The organism is Microbacterium sp. JZ70, assembly GCF_053903225.1.
The window spans coordinates 59,214-80,123 of the sequence record NZ_CP096405.1; the positions used below are offsets into that span (position 1 = coordinate 59,214).

Consider the following 20,910-nt stretch of genomic DNA (forward strand, 5'->3'; position numbering starts at 1 on the left):
TGTCACGGCCCGCACTCCACGATCGTCTCGGGGAGCCCCTCGGCCCGGAGGCGCACGACGGCGCCCGCGTCCGCCCGCACGAACACGGCGAGCCGCCCCTCGAGGGTCCGCCGCTGCGCGCTCGCGTAGGGCGTGACGTCGGCGAGGTCGCCGTTCTCGATCCCGAGCAGCTCTCCGCCGGAGACCTCGACCGAGACGATCCGCTCGTCCCGCGCCGATCCTCCGTCGGCGTCGCGCAGCGCGCACTCGATCTGCACGAGACCGTCGAACGGGGCGCCGTCGAGCGCGAGGCCGACGTCGGCGCAGCGGCGCGCCGCGTGCTCCGAGGCCTCCCAGACGACCGCGTCGAGGCGGGCGGCTGCCCCGCGCGCGCGGAGCTCGTCCCGTGCGACGACGGCGCCGTCGCGGACGATCTCGAGCACGAGCGGCGCGGAACGCACGTCGGTCTCGGCCGTCCAGAAGCCGCCCTCGTCGTCCCATGCGAGCGGGATCGTGTCGCCTCCGCACGTGAGCCGCGGCTCGCCGCCGCCCGCGAAGCAGAGCACCTCGACCCGCTCCCCGCCCTCCCATGCACGCGAGACGGGATGGCTCCAGAAGCTGCGCGGGCCCTCCCCTGCCGGTCGGGTCACGAGATGCGCGACCGGCTCGTCGGTCCACCAGCTGCGCCGCAGATGCCACGTGTGCTTCGCGAAGCCCGCGAGCGTGAGCAGCCCCGCCCCCGAGCCGTGCACGGGCCATCCGTGGGCCTCTCCGAGATAGTCGATGCCGGTCCACAGGAACTGTCCCGCCACGTAGTCGGCCCGCACGACGTGCTGCCACTCGGCGTAGCCGTGGCCGTTCTCGCTGCCCAGCAGAGGCTTGTCGGGGAACCGCGCGTGGTCGGCCTCGTACAGGTGCTCCTTGTAGTTGTAGCCCACGACGTCGATGTCGTCGAGGAAGCCCGTGAGGCTCGACAGCTCGGGGAAGGCCGCCGCGATCGTGACGGGCCGCGTCGGGTCCTTCGCGCGGACGATCGCCGCGAGCCGCCGAGCGATCGTCGTCAGGCGCCGGATGTCCGGACGCGACGGATCGTAGACGCGCTCGGCCGCGGGCTTGCTCGCGTCGTTGTTGCCGGTCATCTCGTCGAAGAGGGGGCTCGCGTACGGGTCGTTCGGGTAGTCGATCTCGTTCCCGATGCTCCACGCGATGATCGACGGATGGCCGCGATGCGCGTCGATCATGGCGACGAGGTCGCGCTCGTGCCACTCCGGGAAGTCCTTGGCGTAGCCCTCATGCCGCGGCGGGTACACGTTGTGCCCCTGCCACCACTTGTTCTTCGGGTTCTCCCACTCGTCGAAGGCCTCGTCGATCACGAAGAGGCCGAGCGCGTCGCAGAGGGCGTACAGCTCGGGGGCGTGCGGATTGTGGGCCATGCGCACGGCGTTCGCGCCCATCTCCTTCAGCCGCAGCAGGCGCCGCAGCCACACCGCCGGGGGCACGGCGGTGCCGAACGGCCCCGCGTCCTCGTGCAGGCACACGCCCGTGAGCGTGCGCGGCTCGCCGTTGACCGAGAAGCCCGCGGCGGGGTCGAAGGCGACCGTGCGGATCCCGACGGTCTGCGTGTAGCGGGCGGATGGCCCCCGGTCGGGCTCAAGGGTCGTCGACAGACGGTGCAGGTGCGGATCAGTGTCGGACCAGAGCTCGGGATCGGGCACGCGCGCCTCGCTCTCGACGTCGGCCGCGCCGCCCGCTGGCACCTCGACGGCCGCGCCGAAGGCGTGCACGCGCCCCGACGTCAGTGAGCGCAGCTCGTGCCGGAGCTGCACCGACACCGGCTCGGGGCCGTCGTTGACGAGGGTCTGGACGACGCGCACGACGGCCTCGTCGGCGTCGGCCGACACCGTCGTGAAGGCCGTGCCGTGCTCACGGAGGCGCACGGCCTCGTGCACCTCGATCTCGACGCCGCGGGTGATCCCCGCGCCGTTGTACCAGCGCGAGTCGGAGAGGTCGGAGTGGTCGACCCGCACGCTCAGCACGAGGTCGTCGTCGGGCGCGTAGGAGAGGATCTCGGTCAGGTCGAACGAGAACGCGGCGTACCCCGACGGCCGTCCGCCGAGGTGGTATCCGTTCGCCCAGACCTGCGCGTTCTTGTAGACCCCGTGGAACACGAGGCGCACATGCGGGGCGTCGGCGAGCTCGCCCATCCGCACGTGGGCGCGGTACCAGCCGACGCCGCCCGGCAGATATCCCGTGCCGCTCGAGCAGTCGCGCGAGAACTCCTGCTCGACGCTCCAGTCGTGCGGCACCCTCACGGCACGCCATGCGGCGTCGTCGAAGCCCTTCTTCCACGCGTCGGGCTCGTCGCCGAGGTGGAAGCGCCAGGGGATGATGGGGTTCGCGCGCACGCGCCTACCTCTCGCTCGAAGAGTCGATGTACCGGCTGAAGACCCGGTCGAGCACGCTGCCGATGACGATGGCGAGCCCGCCGAATCCGATGAGGAGCCACAGCAGGCCGTAGCCGGTGGCCTGCGGGGAGAAGATCGTGACGACCGCCGACAGCACGAGGACGGTCAGGATGAGGAACGTCGAGAGCGGGTGCCGCAGGGAGAGGAGCCGCGCGTTCCGGAGGACCTCGGGGATGGTCCCCTCGAAGGTGGCGAGATAGGGGAAGACGTAGACGGCCCACGCGACGCAGAAGAACACGACGACGTACCAGATCGCGAGGAGGGCGAACTCGAGCATCGGCGGGACCCCGACGCCGTTCACGACGACGAACCATGCGGCGAGCGCCGCGCCGACGAGCAGCATGAGCAGCCACAGGGCCGTCGCCTGGCGGAGGTTCCGCCGGAAGGACCGAACGAAGTCGCCCGTGACCGATTCGCACGCGCCCGTCGCGAGCCTCCGCCCCGTGAAGCTCAGCGCGGTGAGTGATGCGCCGATCGTCACGACGGGCAGCGACGCCACGATGAACAGGCCGTTGAGGATCATCGCGTCGGCGACGCGCGTGAGAAACCGCATGAGCGCGGAGTCCGCCGCGAAGATGCCGTTCATCCTCTCCCCTTTCGAGATCGGGCGGGCCCGCAGTGCGCGGGCCCGCCCTTGCCGGTGCAGGCGCTCAGTCGCCTGCGGTCACTGGCTCTCCGCCCAGGCGTCCATGTCGGCCTGGACCGAGGCGAGGGCGTCCTCGTAGCCCGCGTCGCGGAGCTTCTGGCGCATCTCCTCGATCGCGGCCTCGGGGTCGTCGAACTTGCCGTACTGCAGCTGCGGGATGTACTCCGAGAACACCGCGCCCATGGCGGCGAGGGTCGGATCGATCGCGTCCTTGTTGAACAGGAGGGTCGAGTACGGGTAGTCCTTCGCCTCGGCGTCGAGCTGGTCGTAGAGCTCCTGCTTGTTCTCCGCGTCGGTGACCCGCGGCAGCTCGTACTCGTCCATGCGGCCGGCCCAGAAGTTGGCGCCGAGCGCGTCGGTCGACGGGTCGTAGCCCTCGGGGTTGTCGAGCTTGCCGTCGTCCGTGATGACGTAGTCGGTGCCCTCGATGCCGTAGTTGATGAGGCGGTACGACTCCTCGTCGTTGCGGAGCATGTCGTACACCTCGAGCGCCTTCTCCGGGTTCGCCGAGGTCGCGCTCACGGCCATCGCGCCGTGCGTGAGGATGTCGCGGAAGTAGTTGCCGTTCTCCTGGCCCCAGTAGAAGAACTTGGGGTCGGATCCGGGCTGGCGCTCGTTCATGTTGTGCACGATGCCGCCCACGAACGTCTGGGTGTGGTGCTGGTCGGCGCCCGACAGACCCGAGTAGAAGAGCTCGCGGGTGTCGCCGTCGTAGTTGAGCGCGTCCTCGCGCCACACCCCGATGTCGTTCCACTCCTTGGCGAGCTCGGCGGCCTCGAGCAGCTCGTCGCCCTCCATGTACCAGGACGTGACCGTGTACGGGTCGGACTCCGACGTCTGGAACGGGTAGTAGATGCCCGCGCTGATCTGCTGGATCGTCTGCAGGTCGGTGTGCCCCTGCAGATAGCCCGTGAGGGCGGCCTCGTTCGTGCCGGCGACATCCCACGGGTAGGCCTCCGGCTTGTTCTCCTTGACCCACTGGAAGTAGGTCGTGAAGTCCTCGAAGGCCGTGATCTCGCCGTTCTCGAAGCCCGCCTCGGCCGCCCAGTCCCCGCGGTAGAAGAACCCGTGGTTCGTCCACTGCGTGAAGTTGTCCTCGGGGATGAAGTAGATCTGCCCGTCGTCGAGCTTCGTGAGATCCCAGTGCCCGTCGGCCTCGACCTGCTCCCACGTCTTCGGCGCGTGCTCCTGGAGCATCTCCTCCGACAGCGGCAGGAAGGCTCCCTTCTCCGCGTTCTCCCACGCGAACAGCCAGTCCGTGGCCGTGGTGATGAGGTCGATGTTCGAGTCGCCGGAGAGCAGCTGCACGTTGTACTGCGTCTGCCAGTCGGCCCACTCGACGTAGTAGAGGTCGAGCGTCGCGCCCACCTCCTCGGCGAGGCGCTCGTTGAGCTTCTCGAGCATGGCCTCGACGCGCCCGTTGGTCGGCTTGTCGCCGAGCACGAGCATCGTGATCTCGGCGGTGCCGCTCGACTGCTCGCCGCTGCCGGCGGTGCACGCCGACAGCATGCCCGCGCTGACGCCCACGGCGAGCAGCGCTGCTCCCGCTCGGACGATGTTCCTTCTCATGTGAGACTCCTTCGGCTCATTCCTGGTGGAGGGGTGGGATCGGGTTCAGCCCTTGACGGCGCCGACGGTGATGCCGGTGACGAAGTACTTCTGGACGAACGGGTAGACGAGGAGGATCGGGCCGGTCGCGATCACGGCGCTCGCCATCTTGAGGGTGTTGCTCGGCAGCTCGGAGATCACCACGTTGTCGCCGGCGACCGAGTTGCGCAGCGCGTTCGCGGTGTTGATGACGTTGTAGAGGTAGTACTGCAGCGGCTTGAACTCCACGGAGCTGCCGAGGTAGAGCGATGACAGGTACCACTCGTTCCAGTAGCCGAGGGCGAGGAAGAGGCCGATCGTCGCGAGCGCCGGCTTCATCATCGGGAGCGTGAGCTGCGCGAAGATCCGGAAGTCGCCCGCGCCGTCGACCTTGCCCGACTCGACGATCTCGTACGGGACCGTCCGCATGAAGTTCTTCATGAGGATGATGAGCCACGGCGTCATGAGCAGCTGCAGGAAGACCGCGAGGTAGCTGCCGCGCAGCCCCAGGTCACGCCCCACCCAGAGGAAGGTCGGCGCGAGGCCCGCGGAGAACAGCGTCGTGAAGTAGATGAAGAACGAGATGACGTTGCGGTACCGGAAGTCGCGGCGGAACAGGGCGTACCCCGTCATCGAGATGATGAAGAGCCCGATCGCCGTGCCCGCGACCGTCATGATGATCGTCACGGCGTAGGAGCCGAGGATCTGCCGAGGCGAGTTGAAGATGTACTCGTACGCCGTGAGCGTGAAGCCCTTCGGCCACAGTCCGAACCCGCTCTTCATGATCTCGGACTCGCTCGAGAACGACGCCGAGATGATGAGGATGAACGGCAGCGCGCAGAACAGCGAGAAGAGCGCGATCGTCACATACGAGATCGCCTTGAGCGTGTAGTCGCTCTTCGCGAGCTTGATGGTCGTCGGCCGCCCGGTCGGGCCGCCGCGGCGCTTCCTCGCGTTCGCGGTCGTGACCGCCTCGGTGACCGTGGGCGGGGGGACGAGCGTCTCAGAAGATTGCATAGTCCTTGTTCATCCTTCGCACGACCCAGTTCGCCGTCATCACGAGGGCGAAACCGAAGAGGGACTGGTAGAGGCCGACCGCAGTCGACGTCGTGAAGTTGTTCTGCGACATGACCATCCGGTACACCGAGGTCTCGATGATGTCGGTGGTCGAGAACAGGGCGGCGTTGTTGCCGATGAGGTTCCAGAACAGGCCGAAGTTGCCGTTCATGATCCCGCCCAGCGAGAACAGCAGCAGGATGATGAACGTCGGCTTGAGGCTCGGCAGGATGACGTAGCGGATCCGCTGCCACGCCGAGGCCCCGTCGATCGCCGCGGCCTCGAACAGCGTCCGGTCGATGCCCATGATCGCCGCGAAGTACACGATCGACCCGTACCCGGTGCTCTGCCAGAGGTGGACGAGGATGATGATGAGCGGCCACGCGCCCGCCGTGCTGTAGATCTTGATCGGGTCGCCGCCGGTCGACTCGATGAGGGCGTTGAGCGCGCCGGTGTCGTAGTTGAGCAGGTTGAACGCGATCACGCCGATGAGCACGACCGAGATGAAGTACGGCAGGAACATCACCGTCTGCGTGACCTTCTTGAAGTACTTCGAGGCGATCTCGCTGAGCATGATCGCGAGCGCGATCTGCAGGATGTTCCCCAGCACGATGAACGCGAGGTTGTAGAGGATCGTGTTCCGCGTGAGCAGCCAGAGCTGGCCCGATTTGATGAGGAACTCGAAGTTCTGGAACCCCACGAACGGGCTGCCGAAGATGCCGTCGCGGTAGTTGAAGTTGGTGAACGCGATCCAGATCCCGGGGAGCGGCGCATAGCTGAAGATCGCGAAGAACACGATCGCCGGGATGCACATGAGGATGAGCACCCTGCTGTGCGTGAGATCCTTCAGCAGCCGTCGTCTGGGCTGCACCCTGTCCGTCACGGACATCCTCTGCCTCTCTGCAGTCGGAGCGTCGGCTCCATCGCCGACGGGTGTCTCTTCGACGATAAATCTAACCGTCGATGAAACTAGGAAGACAGTAGCGATCCCCCGCCGGCTTGGCAAGAGCCGCCTTCGTGAAGCGGTCGGAATCGGTCGCGGGTGCCCCGGCCGCGGCCGGGGCACCCGCGCGCGCTCAGCCGCAGGTGGCGGCGGGGTAGCCCACCGTCACGGGCACGCCGTCCGCTCCGGTGAAGATCGTCTCGCCTGCCGTCGCCGAGGCGGCTCGGACGGCGATCGCGGCCGAGGCAGCGTGTCCTGGCGCGAGCTCGTCGAGGACGCGCCCTCCGTACGCGCTCTGCACCGCGACATCCGCCGCGCCGTCCGCCGTGTTGCGCGCGGTCGCGACGAGCTGGACCTTGCCTCCCACGCAGCGGCTCGTCACGGCGGGCTCGACCGCGGCGTCGACCGCGCCGACCGCGAGCACCGGGATCTTGAGGTACGAGCCCGGCGTCGCGAAGACGAGACGCACGGCCGAGGCGAGCACCGGCTCGAAGGTGAACGACGTGGGCGAGCCGTTCGCGCTCGGGACGACGTCCTGCGCGGTCGTCGGGTGCCAGGTGCCGTGCGCGTCGCGGTACTCGACGCTCACGCCCGTGATGGTGCCCTCGCGGTTGGTGAAGCCGACCCGATCCACGATGTGGGCCTCGACGGGCTCGATCGTGAGCGTCGCCTGGTCGCGCTTCGTGCTGTCCCACGTCGACCACGAGGTCGCGGCGCTGCCGTCGCACGCGTTCGCGGGCGGCATCGTCTCGTACTGCGTCTGGTGGAAGCTCGCCGTGACCGTCGTGCCGTCGGCACCGCACACATCCCGCACTCCCTCGGCGCCCCACAGCTGCACCTCGGAGATCGACTGCCACACGTTCGTCGCGGTCTTCAGCTGCAGGCGGACCCCGCTGGTCGCCGGGATGCCCGACATGTCGAGCTTCGCGACGGGTGCGGTGGCCGAGGCGTCCTGCGCGAGGTCGACGCTCGCGTTCGCCGACACCCAGGCCCCCGATGCGTCGAGGTACTCTGCGGCGATGGTCGACGGCCACGTCGCGCCTGCGCCGTCCTTGTAGGTGTGCACGACGACCTCGTCGACGTCCTGCGGGAAGGCCCAGGTGTACGACAGCCAGCTGCTCTTGGGGTACACGCCGCCCCCGACCCAGTCGTCCCAGCCCTTGCCCTTGACGTTGCCGTCGGCCGTCGTGCCGGCGAGATCCTGGCGGCTCGATGCCGCCACCGCGGCGTCGAGCGCGAGGTTCACGATGCCGGGCGTCGCGACCTCGATCGTGCGGGTGAACGTGCGCCCCGCCGTGAACGTCGCATCGGCCGCCAGGGTGCCGGTGATGAGCTGCGTGCCCCGCTCGTCGAACGACGTCGCGCTCCACGTCACCGCGACCTCGGCCGTCGCACCGTCGACCGCGACCGGGACGGTCTCGGGCAGCTTCGCGGAGAAGTCCTCCCCCGGCTCGACGGTCTCCGGCAGGCGGTCGTCGACGACCGACCAGATACCCTCGCCCAGACCGTGCTCGTCGAAGTACGACGCATCCCAGCCGGCGCCCCAGCGCTCCGGGTCCTCCGTCGCGGGATTGCGCATCTCGGCCCGGCCGTTCTCGCCGATCGTGATCGGCAGCCACACGTAGGTCGAGTCGGCGGCACCGGAGTTCCAGCGATCGCCCATGTAGACGAAGCGGCCGCCGCCCAGGTCGAGCACGTTCGTGGACTGCGAGCCGAACGTCGTGCGGCGCACGTCGCCGACCGAGAGGAGACCGTCGCCGCCCTCGGGGATCGCGTTGTACGCGACGTTCTCGTAGGCGTCGTCGGCCTGGACGCCGCGGATCCACGACCCGAGGATCGTGTCAGCCGTGTGGTACGTCTGCGGGTTCGGCGCCCAGCCCGTCGCGCCCGATGCGACCACGTAGTACCGGCCGCTGTGCTGGAAGAGCGCGGGCGCCTCGAGCATGCCGCACTCCTTGACGATCTGGAAGTCCTCACCGCGCACGGGCGCCTCCGGAGTCCCGTCCGCGAAGAGATAGGGGAAGCGGCCGTCCTCCGAGTACTGCCCCGCGTCGGCCATGTCGGTGTCGGTCGTGTGCGTGACGTTCGTGTACGACGCGTCGAGCTCCGCGATGTAGAGCGAGCGGTTCTCCTCCGAGGAGTAGACGATGTACGCCGTGCCGTCGTCGTCCTGGAACACGGTCATGTCGCGGGCCTGGCCGGGAACGGCCGCCGAGATGCACGCCTTGTAGTCGGTGCGGTTCGGCATCCGGTAGACGCCGGTCATCTTGAAGGGCCCGGTCGGGCTGTCCGAGACGGCCACGCCCGCCATCGAGCGGGCGTACATGCTCCCGCCCGGGCTCGTCTGGCCATCCGAATGCCACCACAGCACCCACTTGCCCGTCGCCTCGTTGAAGAGCACCTTGGGCCGCTCGAAGATCGTCGTGTAGTCGGCCGCGTCGTTCGTGTTGAGGTAGTAGTTCAGCTCGGCGATGCGCTCCGTGCGCGGCTGACCCGCGTCGTCGACCGTGTCGTAGAGGGCGTCGAAGTACTCCGTCTCGAGTTCGGAGGCGTCGGACACCGAGCGCAGCACGACGCCCTGGTCGACCCAGTTCACGGTGTCGTACGACTTGTAGGCGTGCACGCCGGGGCTGCCGTAGTAGCCGTTGCTGCGGTCTTCGCCGTACCAGTAGTAGACGGTGCGGCCGTCCTCCTCGGCGGTCACGATCTGGCCGCCGTGCGCCTGGATGTGCGCGCCGTTGTCATCGAGCCACAGCGGCTGGAAGTAGTCGGGCGCGCTGCTGCCCGGATCCTGGATGGCCGGATACGACGTGTACGTCGTCGGCTCGCCGACCGGGACCTCGGCGGTCGCCGGCCCCGCCAGGGACATCGTCAGGGCGGCGGCGAGAGTCAGCCCCGCCGCGGCCGTCATGGTTCTCTTCAACATCACTCCCTCGTGAGCGAGGCGACGCCGCCTCGCGGATGTTTGCGTGAACATCAGTCAAGCGGGAGTCCGCATCGCGCGGCAACCATGCCTTCGTGGAAGCGATCGCAATCGATCATGCGGGCGGATGGCCGGGACGGACGGCTCGCCGCCCGGCGCCTGTGGCCGCGATCTCGCTAGGGCAGCGTCGTGTACCCGTCGGAGGCGAGCTGCATCCACAGCGCGAGGTGGAAGTCCTGGTCGTTCGCGAGCGGATCCGCGCTGTGGGCGGGCACTCCATCCACCGAGGAGGGCATCACGAAGGCGCACGTCGCAGAGCCGTCGTCGCCGTAGTTCGCCATGTTCGCCCGCAGGATCCGGTCGGCGAGCGCATCCGTCGCCGATGTGCGCAGCTCGGAAGGCAGGCGCAGGAGCACCCCTGCCGTGAGGGCGCTCCAGTAGTGGGGGAAGACATCCCCCCACTGCCTGCGCTGACCGAACCAGTACCCGTCCCAGTGCCGGATGGCGATTCCGCCGAGGCGCGCGTGCGGCTGCGGGCCGCCGAAAGCGAGCAGCCACGGAAGCCGTTCGCGGATGGCCTCGAGCAGCGCCTCGTCGCCGGTGAGCGCGTGCGCGTCGATCAGCAGGTTGAGCAGCGGCGCCACGATGGCCTGCTCGTAGGCGACCTCGTGCCCGGGAAGGTCCGCGCCGCGGGCGGCGTACTGCCGCGCGCTTTCGACGACGGCCGAGCGGAGCGCGCCCGCCCGACCGGAGGCGCCCGCGACGGCGAGCGCGCTCGCGACGGCGACAGCGACCTCGGAGAACCCGATGGTGAGCACCTTCCCGATCCCGAGCTCGAGGGCGCGCTCGAGGATCCGCGCCGCGAGCTCGAGGTCCTCCGCGCGCCGGCGGTGCGCGTGCCGGAGGAGGAAGAAGCGCGCGAGCCAGGGCGAGTCGTAGAGCCGGATGCCCGCGTGATGCTGCTGGGAACCGCGCCGCGGGGCGGCGGTGTCGTCGAGGAGGTGCTCCCGCGCGAAGCCCGCCCAGCCGTCGAGCGCGTCGTCGACCTCCGCGCCGAGCCAGCCGCGGGCGACACCGTGCTGGAGCATGATCGCCACCCCGATGCGCTCGGACCCGTCGGTCCAGTCGGACCAGCCGTTCGTGAGCTGCGTCAGGCGCGTGCGGGTGTCGACGGGCAGGATGGCGTGGGAGAGCAGTCCTGGGCGCTCGCGGCCGAGCTGATACCGCATGACGAACTCCGCCCGCTTCCGGACGGCGTCGGCCACCGAGTCGTGGAAGAGCACCTCGCTGCGCGCGCCGTCGCCCAGCCGGATCGCGTAGAGACCGTGCACCCGAGCAGTGATGCGCGCGCCGGCGGGCTCCGTCACCACCTCCACCCCGCCCGCCGCCCGGACCTCGCACGGCGTTCGGATGGAGATGGGCTCCCCGACGGTCGCCGCCAGCGCCGAGAACTCGGCGGGCGCGTGGGTCGCCTCGATGAAGGACGCGATGTCGCTGTGCCAGCCGAGCTCCCAGCCGAGCACGTATTCCGCCCCGGCGTCGAGCGCCAGCGCGGGCTGACCGCCGAAGGCATCCGGGTTGCGCGCCCGATCGGTGACGTTGAGCACGAGATGCCCTCGCGCGTTCGAGATCGTGTTCGCGTTCCGCGTCTCGACCGAGTACGACCACAGTTCACCCTCGGTCACTCTCAGCCCGAGGACGTGCCCCCGACCGTCCATCGGCTGGGCGGCCACCCACGCCCATCGTCCGCCAGTGAAGACGTGCGCGTGCACCCGCCTGGTCAGAGCGTCGAGCGCGCCAGGGTAGAGGTCGGCGAAGGGAGTCTGGACCCCGAGACCTGTGATCCGGATGGCGCTGTCCGAGGTGTTGCGGAACCGATAGGTCTCCCGCAGCAGGTCGCCACCGCGACGCTCGACGTCGACGACCAGCGGGCCGACCTTGTACGCGGCCCGCACGACGTCGCCGTCCATCTCGAGCTCATGCGGAGCGTTCCATCGGCCGGCGAACGTGTCCGCGACGACGTGCCCGCTCCCCCATGCGTGCTCGAGGGAGTGCCAGGGTGTCCGCCCGTCGAGGAGGTAGGTGCGCTCGGGGGCGGTGTCGTCGACGAACTGCAGCGGGCTTCCCGTCCCCGCGTCGAGGAGAGCACGCCCCGAACCGAGGCGCAGCTCGATCTCGCGCGCCACGGCGCGCTCGACGGGGTCGACCGCGATGGTCGTCTCCTGGTCGATGGTCTCTGTCGACGTCATGCGGTCGCTCCGTCTCGTCGTGCCATGTCAGCCCTTGATCGATCCGGCGACGCCGCCGATGACCTGCCGCTGGAGGATGAGGTAGAACACCACGAGCGGCAGGACCCCGAGGACCATCATCGGGAAGAGCGAGGTCCAGTCGATCGAGAACTGGCCGATGTTGCGGTACACCTCCTGCAGGATGACCTGCTTCTCACGGGACTGCAGGAAGTAGAGCGGGCCCATGAAGTCGTTCCACGCGCTGAGGGTGTTGAGGATGGCCACGGTCACCACTGCGGGGCGGAGCAGCGGGAACACGATCGTGACGAAGGTGCGGATCGTCCCCGCGCCGTCGATGCCCGCCGCCTCCTCGAGCTCGCGCGGAACCGTCGTCGTGAAGGCGTGGAACAGCAGGGTCGCGAAGGGCAGGTTCACCGCGACGTTGATCAGGATGACCGCGAGCGGGCTGTTCATGAGGCCGAGCGCCTTGACCACCTCGTAGAGGCCGAGGATCGACATCTGGTACGGGAACATCAGCCCCGAGAGCAGGGTGAGGAACGCGATCGAGGCGACTCGGCTCCCGGACTTCCGGCTGAGGGCGTACCCGGCCGGCGCCCCGAGGAGCACGACTCCCGCAACCGACCCGACCGTGATGAGGAAGGTGTTCAGGAACGCACGCGGATACTCCATCTTCACGAAGGCATCGACGTAGACGGTCAGGTCGAACGACGCGGGCAGGCCCATCGGATTCGCCGCGGCCTCGGCCGGCGACTTGAACGTGGTGACGACGAGGTAGTAGATCGGCACGAGCACGAGCACCGCGAGGATGCTCAGCACGATCAGCGCGAGGATCGAGGTCCGCCGGCGGCTGCGTCGGAGGGAGGGCATGCGGATGACGGTGGACGCGCTCATGAGTACCTCGCCTCGAGTCGACGGAACAGACGCAGGAGCAGACCGCCGACGAGCAGGCTGACGATGAGGAAGAGCACGCCGAACGACGCCGCGAGGCCGTAGTTCCCCTCCGAGAACTTGCGGTACATGAGGGTCAGGACGGTCTCGGTCGCGAAGCCCGGACCGCCGTTGGTCATCGAGATCACGATGTCGAACACCTTGAGGCCGGAGATGAGTCCCGTGACGAGCGTGATCTGGAAGGCCGGGATGAGGCCCGGCAGGGTGACGGTGCGGAACGACCGCCACCGCCCCGCACCGTCGAGCGCGGCCGCCTCGTAGAGATCGGGGTTGATGGTCTGCAGGGCCGCGAGGTAGATGATCATCTGGTAGCCGAACCACTGCCACACCTGGGTGACGATGATGCTGCCGAGCGCGAGATCCGGGTCACCCAGCCAGTTGACGTTCGACAGCCCCACGGAGCGCAGCAGCACGTTCAGCAGGCCGTAGTCGTTCGACGAGAAGATGTAGCTCCACAGGTATCCGACGACGAGCACGCTCAGCACGGCCGGGCCGAAGAAGATCGTCCGGAATCCGCCGCGGAACGGGATCCGCCCGTGCAGCAGCAGCGCCACGGGCAGCGCGATGGCGTTCTGCAGGACGACGACCGCGACCGCGTAGAGCAGCGAGTGCTGGATCCCGGCGAGGATCTGCGGGTTGGTGAGCGCTTCGACGTAGTTCTCGAGCCCGATGAAGGCGACGTCCTGGCTGTGGTTGCTCTGGTCCGTGAGGCTCAGCACAGCGGTGCGGACGACCGGGATGATGAAGAACACCGCGAAGATCGCGAGCGCCGGCGCGACCATGAGGATGTAGGGGGCGTTCGCCCGAAGCCGTGGCCGGCGGGCGCGGGCGCCGCGCCCGATCGAAGCCGAAGGCTCAAGGCGCGGCCCGCGCGCGGCGGGCGCCGGGCGCAGCTGCTGCGTCGTCATGCGGTGTCTCCTGTCCGGGGCACGGCCGCATGCGGCGGCCGCGCCCTCGCGGCTCAATAGCGGATCGAGTCAGCCTGGCTGTCGAGCTGGGCGATCAGATCGTCCGTGGTCTGCTGTCCGCTGATCACGCTCTGAAGTCCCTTGGTCAGGGTGTCGAGCATGGTCTGGGCCGGCATGTTCACACCCCACCGGTCCCATGCGACCGCGACGCGCCCTTCGTCGAGCAGAGGGGCGACGAGCTCGTACTCCGAGGGGAACGTGCCCTGGACGCCGTCGAGGTAGCTGAACGCGCCGGGGTTCGCGTCGACGACCGCCTGCTGCGCCTCGGGCGACGCAAGCGCACGCAGCGCGGTGAGCGCCGCGTCCGGCTGGTCGCTGTCGGCATTGACGCCCATGCTCGCCGCCGGCCCGCCCAGCAGCCACTGGTTCTCGGCGTCTCCGCCGACGTGGGAGAACATGCCGAAGTCGAGACCGGCGTCCTTGATCGCCTGGTAGTCCCACGGACCGCTGATGTACATGGCCGCCTCGCCGTTGGTGAACTCGGCGACCGCCTGTGACAGCGGAACGCCGACCATCTCCGGCGTGAGGACGCCGTGCTCGATCACCTGACTCCAGTCCGAGAGGGGATCGTTCCAGTTGCCATCGAGGGTCGCCTCGCCGTACGCGAAATCCGTGTCGAGCTGCACGCTCCCGTCGCCGTTGTTGTAGTAGGCGTTCTCGAGGTAGCCCATGAGCGAGTGGATGGCCTTGTCGCTGTCGGCGAGGCCGGCGGCCATCGGCTGGATCCCCGCAGCCGTCAGCTTGTCGGCGGCGTCGAGGAACTCGTCGAACGTCGTCGGCACCTCCGCGCCTGCTTCTTCGAAGAGCGCCTTGTTGTAGAAGATGCCGGAGAACCAGCCGTAGGAGGGGACCCCGAAGACCCGACCCTCGGCATCGCTTGCGAGAGCGAGGCCGACCTCGCTGAAGCCCTCGATGACGTCGTCGTCGCTGAGGTCGACGAGATTGCCCGCGGCCACGCGCGCCGGGAAGCTCGCGCCGTCCATGATGATGTCCGGCCCCTCGCCCGAGGCGAGCTGCGTGCTGAGCCAGGTGTTGTACTGATCCAGGGGGACCTGCGTGTACTCCAGCGTGATGCCGTCGGCGGCGAGGAGCTCGTTCGCCGCCTCGAGCGTGCTGCCGATCACGCCGTCTTCATACCAACCGGCGATCGTCACTGTGCCCGCGTCGTCGCCATCGTCCGTCGCTGACGAGCACGCGGCCAGGGCGGCCGAGGCGGTGAGTGCGACCGCCGAAGCAGCCGCCGCGCGCATCCAAGCCCGACGTCGAGTCATCGGAGTTCCTTCCATGCCGTCGCCAGCGGCGGCCGATTCGTGATTCGATGCGCATCGATTCGATGCGCATCGACAGACTAGACGCCGAGGCGGGTCAACGCAAGCGGACGCACGGACGCCTGCGCGCCGCGATCAGTGCGGCCGCGCGGTCGTGCGACGTCGTGTGAGTCTCGGGGAGACGAGCTGCACGCCCCGTTCAGCCGGGCGCCCATCCAATCGCGCGAAGAGACTCTCCATCGCGAGCCGAGAGACCTCACGCGGCTCGGGCGAGATGTTCGTCACCGGGATGCGGAATGCCTCGGCCGTGCTGTCGGTGCAGACGCCGACGAGCGAGACGTCCTTCCCGGGCATGACCCCGGCAACCTGCAGGATCTGCAGGGTCATGTCGATCGCCTGCGGGGTACGGGCGATGACGCCCGCCCGCACCGCGGCGAGCTCTGCCGCCTGAGACTCGAAGCGCGTGAAGCCCGCCCACCCTTCGGCGTCCGGCTGATAGATCGATACCGCGATGCCTGCGTCGGCTGCCGCGCTCTCGACGCTCTCGGCGAACTGCGCGACGAAGCCGAACTGGTCTGCCCGAACCACAGGACTCTCGCCGATGAGCGTGATGTGCCGATGGCCCGCCTCCGCGAGTTCGCGAACCGCCAGACGGCCGGCTGCCTCGACGTCGACGTCGACGCAGTCGAGATCGCGCGGGTCATCCGGTATGCCGATCAGGACGACGGGCACCTGCACGGAGTGCGCAGCCGGGACGCGGTCGTCGTCGCGGCGGATGTCCATCAGCACGATTCCGTCGACGATCGCGCGTCCCGCGAGCCGCTGGAGGCCGGCAGGGCCCTCGTCCTCGGTCACGAGCACGACGTCGTAGTCCCGCTCCCTGCAGAAGGACGAGATCGTCTCGATGAAGGGCAGCAGAGCGGCCACATCCGTATTGGCGGCGAACCGGACGACGAGTCCGACGACATTCGTGCGACGACCCGCGAGGGCCCGGGCGCCGGCATTGGGGTGGTAGTCGAGCTGGCGCATCGCGGCCTCGACGCGCGCACGGGTCTCGGCGGAGATCGATCGCGTGCCGCTCATCACGTACGAGACCGTGCTCTGCGAGACGCCAGCCAGCCTCGCCACATCCGCGCTCGTCGCCATCCAGACCTCCTCGTCGAGTCTAGGACTCCCGTCGATGCGCATCGGCTGCCGCGAGGCGGGGCGCGGGAAGAGCGAATGGCTTGGACGGCGCGCACGGCGGGACACCACGCAGGAGTTCTGACGCGGAAAGGGGCGGGAACCCGGTTCCCGCCCCTCGATCCGCTCGGATCTCCTGCGCTGTGTCCCGCTGAGCACCGGCGGGGTCACCCCCGGACGGTCCGGAGGGCGGCGGCTCGTGGCCGCCGCCCTCCCGTCACCGGCAGGTGAAGGCGGCGTACCCCGCCGAGGAGGTCCCCGTCTCCTCGCCGGCCGTCGCGGTGGCGTCGACCGCGCCCGCCGGAACCTCCTTCTCACGGGTCTTGAACGCGACCGAGACGCTGTCTCCGGGCTCGACGCCCGCGAACGTCTTCTTCCCGTAGGGCGAGCGGATCTCGATGTCCGCGGCCGCGCTTGCGTCGTTGGTCGCCTTCACCGCGATCACGCCCTTCGCGCCCACGCAGCGGCCGTCGACCGACACGGCGACCGAGACGGGGTTCTCACCGCCGCCTGCCCCGACGATGACCGAGGCGGTCGCCGTCTTGTCGCCCGCATGGTCGCTCTGGACCGTTCCCGCCACCTCGAACTCGCCCTCCGAGGCGTACTGGGCCGGATCGATCTCGTCCCAGACCACCGGAAGCGTCTCCTTCGAGCCGTCGTTGTACAGCACCGACGTGCTCTCCGGCAGCGCAGGTGCGACGCCGACGGAGGTGTGGACGGAGACCGTGTCGACCTGGTTGATCGTCAGCTCGTGCGTCGAGCGCACCCAGACCGTCGCCTTCGCGGTCGCCGAGGCACCCTCGACGATGCCGCGCACCTCGAAGCTCCCCTCGGCCGCGACCTGGTCCTCCGTCACCGGTGCCCACGTGACCGCGGCGAGCGCTCGGCTGTCGTCGGCGTACGTGACGCCGACCTGCTGCGGCAGGGTCGGCAGCGCACCCACATCCGTGCGGACGTCGGTCTCGTCGATCGCCGCGGGGGCCGCCGAGAAGACGTCCCATTCGCTGACGCCGACGGCCGAGTACGATGTCCCGGCCGCATTCGGCGAAGCCTCGAAGGTCGCGCGCAGTGCCGTCGTCGTCACCATGTCGAACGTCGTCGCGTTGGTCCCGGTGCGCTCCGTCCCGTAGCCGGATGCGTTCGGGACGTCGACCCACGCTCCCTCGGCGTCGAGGTACTGGATCTTCCACGATGTCGGCACCGCGACGCCCTCGCCCGTTCCGGCCGCGGAGTCCGTCCAGAACATGATCTCCGACCCGGCGACGCGCACCGGCTCCTCCCACGTGTACTGCAGCCATTGGGAGGCGGGACGATCCCCGGACCAGGTGCCCCAGATCTGGGCCTGATCGCCGCCCTCGTTCACACCGCTGCCGTCGTTCACAGCCGTGACGCGGTTCCATCCGGCCGTGTACGAGGCGGTCGGGGTAGCCGACGGTCCGACGTCCGTTCCGCCGTCTGCAGCCTCGCCGTGGATGACGACGTCGTCCGAGACCGAGTGCTCGCCATCCGTCGCAGTGAGCCGAAGGCGGTACTCGCCCGCGACCGTGAAGCGCACGATCGTGTTCGCGCGGTCGGCGTGCTCGATGAAGGCATCGCCACCCTCGGGTGCGGACACGACGCTCCACGAGACGGTGAGCGGATCGGAGGGAGCACCGTCGTCCTTCACGATGCCCGTGAGCTCGGCTCGTCCGGCGCTCACCGCTCCCGCCTGCGTGTAGGCGAGGACGCTCGGGGCGGCGTTCTCCGCCGCTCCGACCGGCTCCCCGGTCCGGAGCACCTCGAGCTCCTTGAGCCCGGTCTTGTACCCCTCTGCGTGCGCCACGGAGATGCGGATGCGCTGCGTCGTGATCTCGGGGAACCGCGCCTCGTTCAGGTTCGGCTGCGGCACGGTCGGCGCCTCGACGGCACCGGGCACGGCTTTCCATCCCGCGCCGTCCCAGTACTCGATGCCGTACCGCGAGGGCTCGGCGTAACCGGACGCCGTCGCGCTCGAAGACGTGTCGTAGAAGTACGCGCGCACCGTGTCCACGGCCTGCGGCGATCCCAGGTCGATCTCGAGCCAGTCGGTGGCGTTCGGCGATCCGGCCGTGCCCCAGAAGGGCTCGTTGATCGTCGTGCCGTTGACTGCGGCATTCGCGGGGCGGCCGTCCGCCGAGAATGACGCCGTCACCGGGCGCCCCTCAGCCAGATTCTCCGCCGCGTGGGAGGAGATGTCCTGTCCGGCCTTCGCGAACAGGTCGACGACACGGGAGTCGTCCGCGTACACCACGTCCTGCGGCGACCGGAGCGCAACCGGGGCCGCGTCGATGACCTTCGGCTCGGACACCCCGTTCACGACGTCCTCCTCGAAGGAGACCTGGCCGGTCGCGGGGTCGTAGACGACATGGGTGAGAGCGTCGACCGTGAACGCCCGGTCGCCGTCGACGAACACGGAGTAGCCCTCGGGCACCGAGTCGCCGTACGGGCGCTCGCCGTCTCCCGGTTCATCCCATGTGATCGTGAGATCGCTGCCGTGATACGAGACGTTGTTCACGGTGAAGTGCGGCCAGTCGATGTCGATCGGGTAGAGCTCGATCCTGTCGTCCGTGCGGGGCTGCAGGCCCATCGCGTCCTCGATCATCGTGAAGTTCGTCGTCCCGAGGATCGTGTGGTGGATCCACGAGCGGTACCCGATGCTCTGCGGATCGGCGTCCCCGTCGGCCCAGAACTCGTTCGCGTCAGGAAGGCGGTTGTCGCCCCCGTTCTGATAGTGCGCCCACGCGTTCCAGTAGAGGAGCTTCTTGTACCACTCGGCGTCGATGGCATCGCTCGGGTACTCCCGGAGCGCCGCTGCGACCATCCGGAACGTGACGGTGGAGTTGATGATCGAGAAGTTGTTCGTGCCGGGGTGCCCCGCGGCCGCCGCTTCGGCCTTGTCGGCCTGGTTCGCTGTCGTGAACGGGAAGATCGGGTACTCCGCGTCATCGGCGAACAGGCGGAGGGCGTCCACGTAGTCGTCGGCGTAGTCCTCGTCGCCCGGCTTCGGCATGAGGCCGACCGAGAACGGGTAGTAGTTGTTGATCTCCTTCCAGGGGATCAGCTCGCCTGTCTGGAGATCGCGGTGCTTGATGAGGTTCTCCTCGGCGTCCCAGAGGTTCTCGAGGACGCCGGTCTTCACCTTCTCGGCGATGGCGTCCATCTCCGCCGACTTGTCGTCGCGGCCGAGCAGCCCGTAGGCGGCCGACGCCGCACGGGCGCCGCTGTACACGTAGGCGGACTCGGCCCGCTCATTCGCGCGCCGGAAGTAGTCGAACGACACGGCGTCGGCGTCGTTCCCTGTCCACGCATTCCAGTTCGTCTCGAGGAGCCCGTTGCCGTTGGAGTCGTACGAGCTGAGCTGCCCCTTCGCGTCGCCCTCCGCGTAGCGCGCGAGGTTCTCGACGATCCCGAGCGGGCCGCCGTGCACCTGGTACGACTTCCAGGCGGCCTCTGCGATGTACTGCGTGTGGCTCGCGTTCCAGTTCGCCGGGTCACCCGGGTTGTCGACGAAGCGCCCGCCCTTCGACGTCTCACCGGTCGACACCCATCCGCCGTACGAGTAGATCGGGTTGCGGAAGTACTTGAGGTCGTCGATGAACATGCCGACCGTGAGGTCGATCGCGTTGTTGTAGCCGAGCGCGCCCTCGACGGCGGTCGGGAACTGGTACGCGTTGCCGGGCGCATTCGCATCGAGGTAGTTGAACCGCAGGAGCCACCAGCGGTAGAAGAGCGTCTTGTCGATGTCATCCTCGGGGGTGTCGAGGTACGGCACGTTGTCGGCCCACCAGCGGTTGTACGCCGTGACGTGCTCCGTGTACGCGTCGGAGGGCGAAGCGGCGGCGATCGCGTCGTACGCGGGGCGCGACTCCGCGATCTCCTCGGTGACGAGGCCCAGCTGCAGCTTGGTGACGGCGCTCTCCCCCGCGCCGATCGAGAGTGTGGTCTCGAGACCGCCGTCGACCGGCGCGAACCCGTCCCCGGAGAATCGCGGATGGACCCTGGTGATGTCGTTGAGGGCGTCGAACGTTCCCGTGAGCTCGTTCTCCTCGGCCACCGTCGCGTACGGGGACACGGCGCGGAGCCCGACTTCGACGGCCGCTCCGGTGGCTCGCACCTCGAGTTCGGTCACGAGGACGTTGGCGTCGGTGATGAACTTCGTCTGGACGATCTCGACGCCCGCGTCGGCGTTGCGGTGCAGGCTGCGCCAGTAGCTGGGCGTCTGCTTGCGCGCGGCCGCGTCCTCGGTGAGCGTGATCTGCTCGCCGCCCACGCTCGCGGTGACCGTGTAGGCGTCGCGGCCGTCGACCGCTTCCCAGTAAGCCAGCTGGCCGCCGAATCCGAGCTTTGCCGGGTCGTGCACCTTCATGAAGGCGGCGCGCCCTCGGCTGAACAGCCACTGGTTCTCGTCGCCGAAGCTTCCCGCGGTCCCCGTTCGCGTGAGCATCCGATCGAACCAGAAATCCTTTTCGGTGCTCGCGCCCGCTCCCGCAGCGAGATCCGCATCGAAGATGGCCTGCAGCTGATTGCCGACGGTGTATCCCGTCCCCGTGTCAGGAACGGGGTTCTCGCTTCCCGAGAAGACCGGGTAGCCGAGATCGCTGTTGGCTGCGAACGCCGGCGAAGCCGACAGTCCCACAGCCAGCGTGCATGCGACCCCGACGGCGATCCATGCCCTCGC

The 20,910-nt window shown here is 68.8% G+C and carries 12 protein-coding genes; all 12 read right to left on the reverse strand.

The window, feature by feature from the left end; translation table 11 throughout:
- Positions 1–2: 2 nt before the first annotated feature.
- Positions 3–2,384, reverse strand: coding sequence for a glycoside hydrolase family 2 TIM barrel-domain containing protein (locus tag M1D46_RS00215; protein WP_456286201.1), 2,382 nt, complete (start codon positions 2,382–2,384; stop codon positions 3–5).
- Positions 2,385–2,388: 4 nt separating this feature from the next.
- On the reverse strand, positions 2,389–3,030 hold the full coding sequence (locus M1D46_RS00220) for a YesL family protein (protein ID WP_456286202.1): 642 nt from the start codon (positions 3,028–3,030) through the stop codon (positions 2,389–2,391).
- 78 nt (positions 3,031–3,108) lie between these two features.
- A complete protein-coding gene (locus M1D46_RS00225; protein WP_421075201.1) occupies positions 3,109–4,659 on the reverse strand; it encodes an ABC transporter substrate-binding protein in 1,551 nt (516 codons plus the stop codon).
- Positions 4,660–4,704: 45 nt separating this feature from the next.
- Positions 4,705–5,694: a carbohydrate ABC transporter permease gene (locus M1D46_RS00230; protein ID WP_456286203.1), complete on the reverse strand. Its 990-nt coding sequence runs from the start codon at positions 5,692–5,694 to the stop codon at positions 4,705–4,707.
- Complete coding sequence (locus M1D46_RS00235; RefSeq protein WP_455969319.1) at positions 5,681–6,616, reverse strand: ABC transporter permease; 936 nt, start codon at positions 6,614–6,616, stop codon at positions 5,681–5,683. Before M1D46_RS00235 ends, M1D46_RS00230 begins: the two co-directional genes overlap by 14 nt.
- A gap of 193 nt (positions 6,617–6,809) precedes the next feature.
- On the reverse strand, positions 6,810–9,602 hold the full coding sequence (locus tag M1D46_RS00240) for a discoidin domain-containing protein (RefSeq protein WP_456286204.1): 2,793 nt from the start codon (positions 9,600–9,602) through the stop codon (positions 6,810–6,812).
- A 173-nt stretch (positions 9,603–9,775) separates the two neighbouring features.
- A complete protein-coding gene (locus M1D46_RS00245) occupies positions 9,776–11,848 on the reverse strand; it encodes a hypothetical protein (RefSeq protein ID WP_456286205.1) in 2,073 nt (690 codons plus the stop codon).
- A gap of 27 nt (positions 11,849–11,875) precedes the next feature.
- Complete coding sequence (locus M1D46_RS00250; RefSeq protein ID WP_456286206.1) at positions 11,876–12,739, reverse strand: carbohydrate ABC transporter permease; 864 nt, start codon at positions 12,737–12,739, stop codon at positions 11,876–11,878.
- Positions 12,736–13,704: a carbohydrate ABC transporter permease gene (locus M1D46_RS00255; RefSeq protein ID WP_456286207.1), complete on the reverse strand. Its 969-nt coding sequence runs from the start codon at positions 13,702–13,704 to the stop codon at positions 12,736–12,738. The genes M1D46_RS00250 and M1D46_RS00255 overlap by 4 nt, the downstream gene beginning before the upstream one ends.
- A 53-nt stretch (positions 13,705–13,757) precedes the next feature.
- Positions 13,758–14,888, reverse strand: coding sequence for an ABC transporter substrate-binding protein (locus tag M1D46_RS00260; protein WP_324013789.1), 1,131 nt, complete (start codon positions 14,886–14,888; stop codon positions 13,758–13,760).
- Between the two features lie 279 nt (positions 14,889–15,167).
- Positions 15,168–16,385, reverse strand: coding sequence for a LacI family DNA-binding transcriptional regulator (locus M1D46_RS00265; protein ID WP_456286208.1), 1,218 nt, complete (start codon positions 16,383–16,385; stop codon positions 15,168–15,170).
- A gap of 46 nt (positions 16,386–16,431) precedes the next feature.
- On the reverse strand, positions 16,432–20,868 hold the full coding sequence (locus M1D46_RS00270; RefSeq protein ID WP_456286209.1) for an Ig-like domain-containing protein: 4,437 nt from the start codon (positions 20,866–20,868) through the stop codon (positions 16,432–16,434).
- Between the last annotated feature and the right edge of the window lie 42 nt (positions 20,869–20,910).

What these genes read in the sequence shown, in the direction of transcription:
- M1D46_RS00220 (WP_456286202.1), bottom strand. Translation starts at nt 3,030, where the DNA reads ATGAACGGCATCTTCGCGGCGGACTCCGCGCTCATGCGGTTTCTCACG.
- M1D46_RS00225 (WP_421075201.1), bottom strand. Translation starts at nt 4,659, where the DNA reads ATGAGAAGGAACATCGTCCGAGCGGGAGCAGCGCTGCTCGCCGTGGGC.
- M1D46_RS00230 (WP_456286203.1), bottom strand. Translation starts at nt 5,694, where the DNA reads ATGCAATCTTCTGAGACGCTCGTCCCCCCGCCCACGGTCACCGAGGCG.
- M1D46_RS00240 (WP_456286204.1), bottom strand. Translation starts at nt 9,602, where the DNA reads ATGTTGAAGAGAACCATGACGGCCGCGGCGGGGCTGACTCTCGCCGCC.
- M1D46_RS00245 (WP_456286205.1), bottom strand. Translation starts at nt 11,848, where the DNA reads ATGACGTCGACAGAGACCATCGACCAGGAGACGACCATCGCGGTCGAC.
- M1D46_RS00250 (WP_456286206.1), bottom strand. Translation starts at nt 12,739, where the DNA reads ATGAGCGCGTCCACCGTCATCCGCATGCCCTCCCTCCGACGCAGCCGC.
- M1D46_RS00255 (WP_456286207.1), bottom strand. Translation starts at nt 13,704, where the DNA reads ATGACGACGCAGCAGCTGCGCCCGGCGCCCGCCGCGCGCGGGCCGCGC.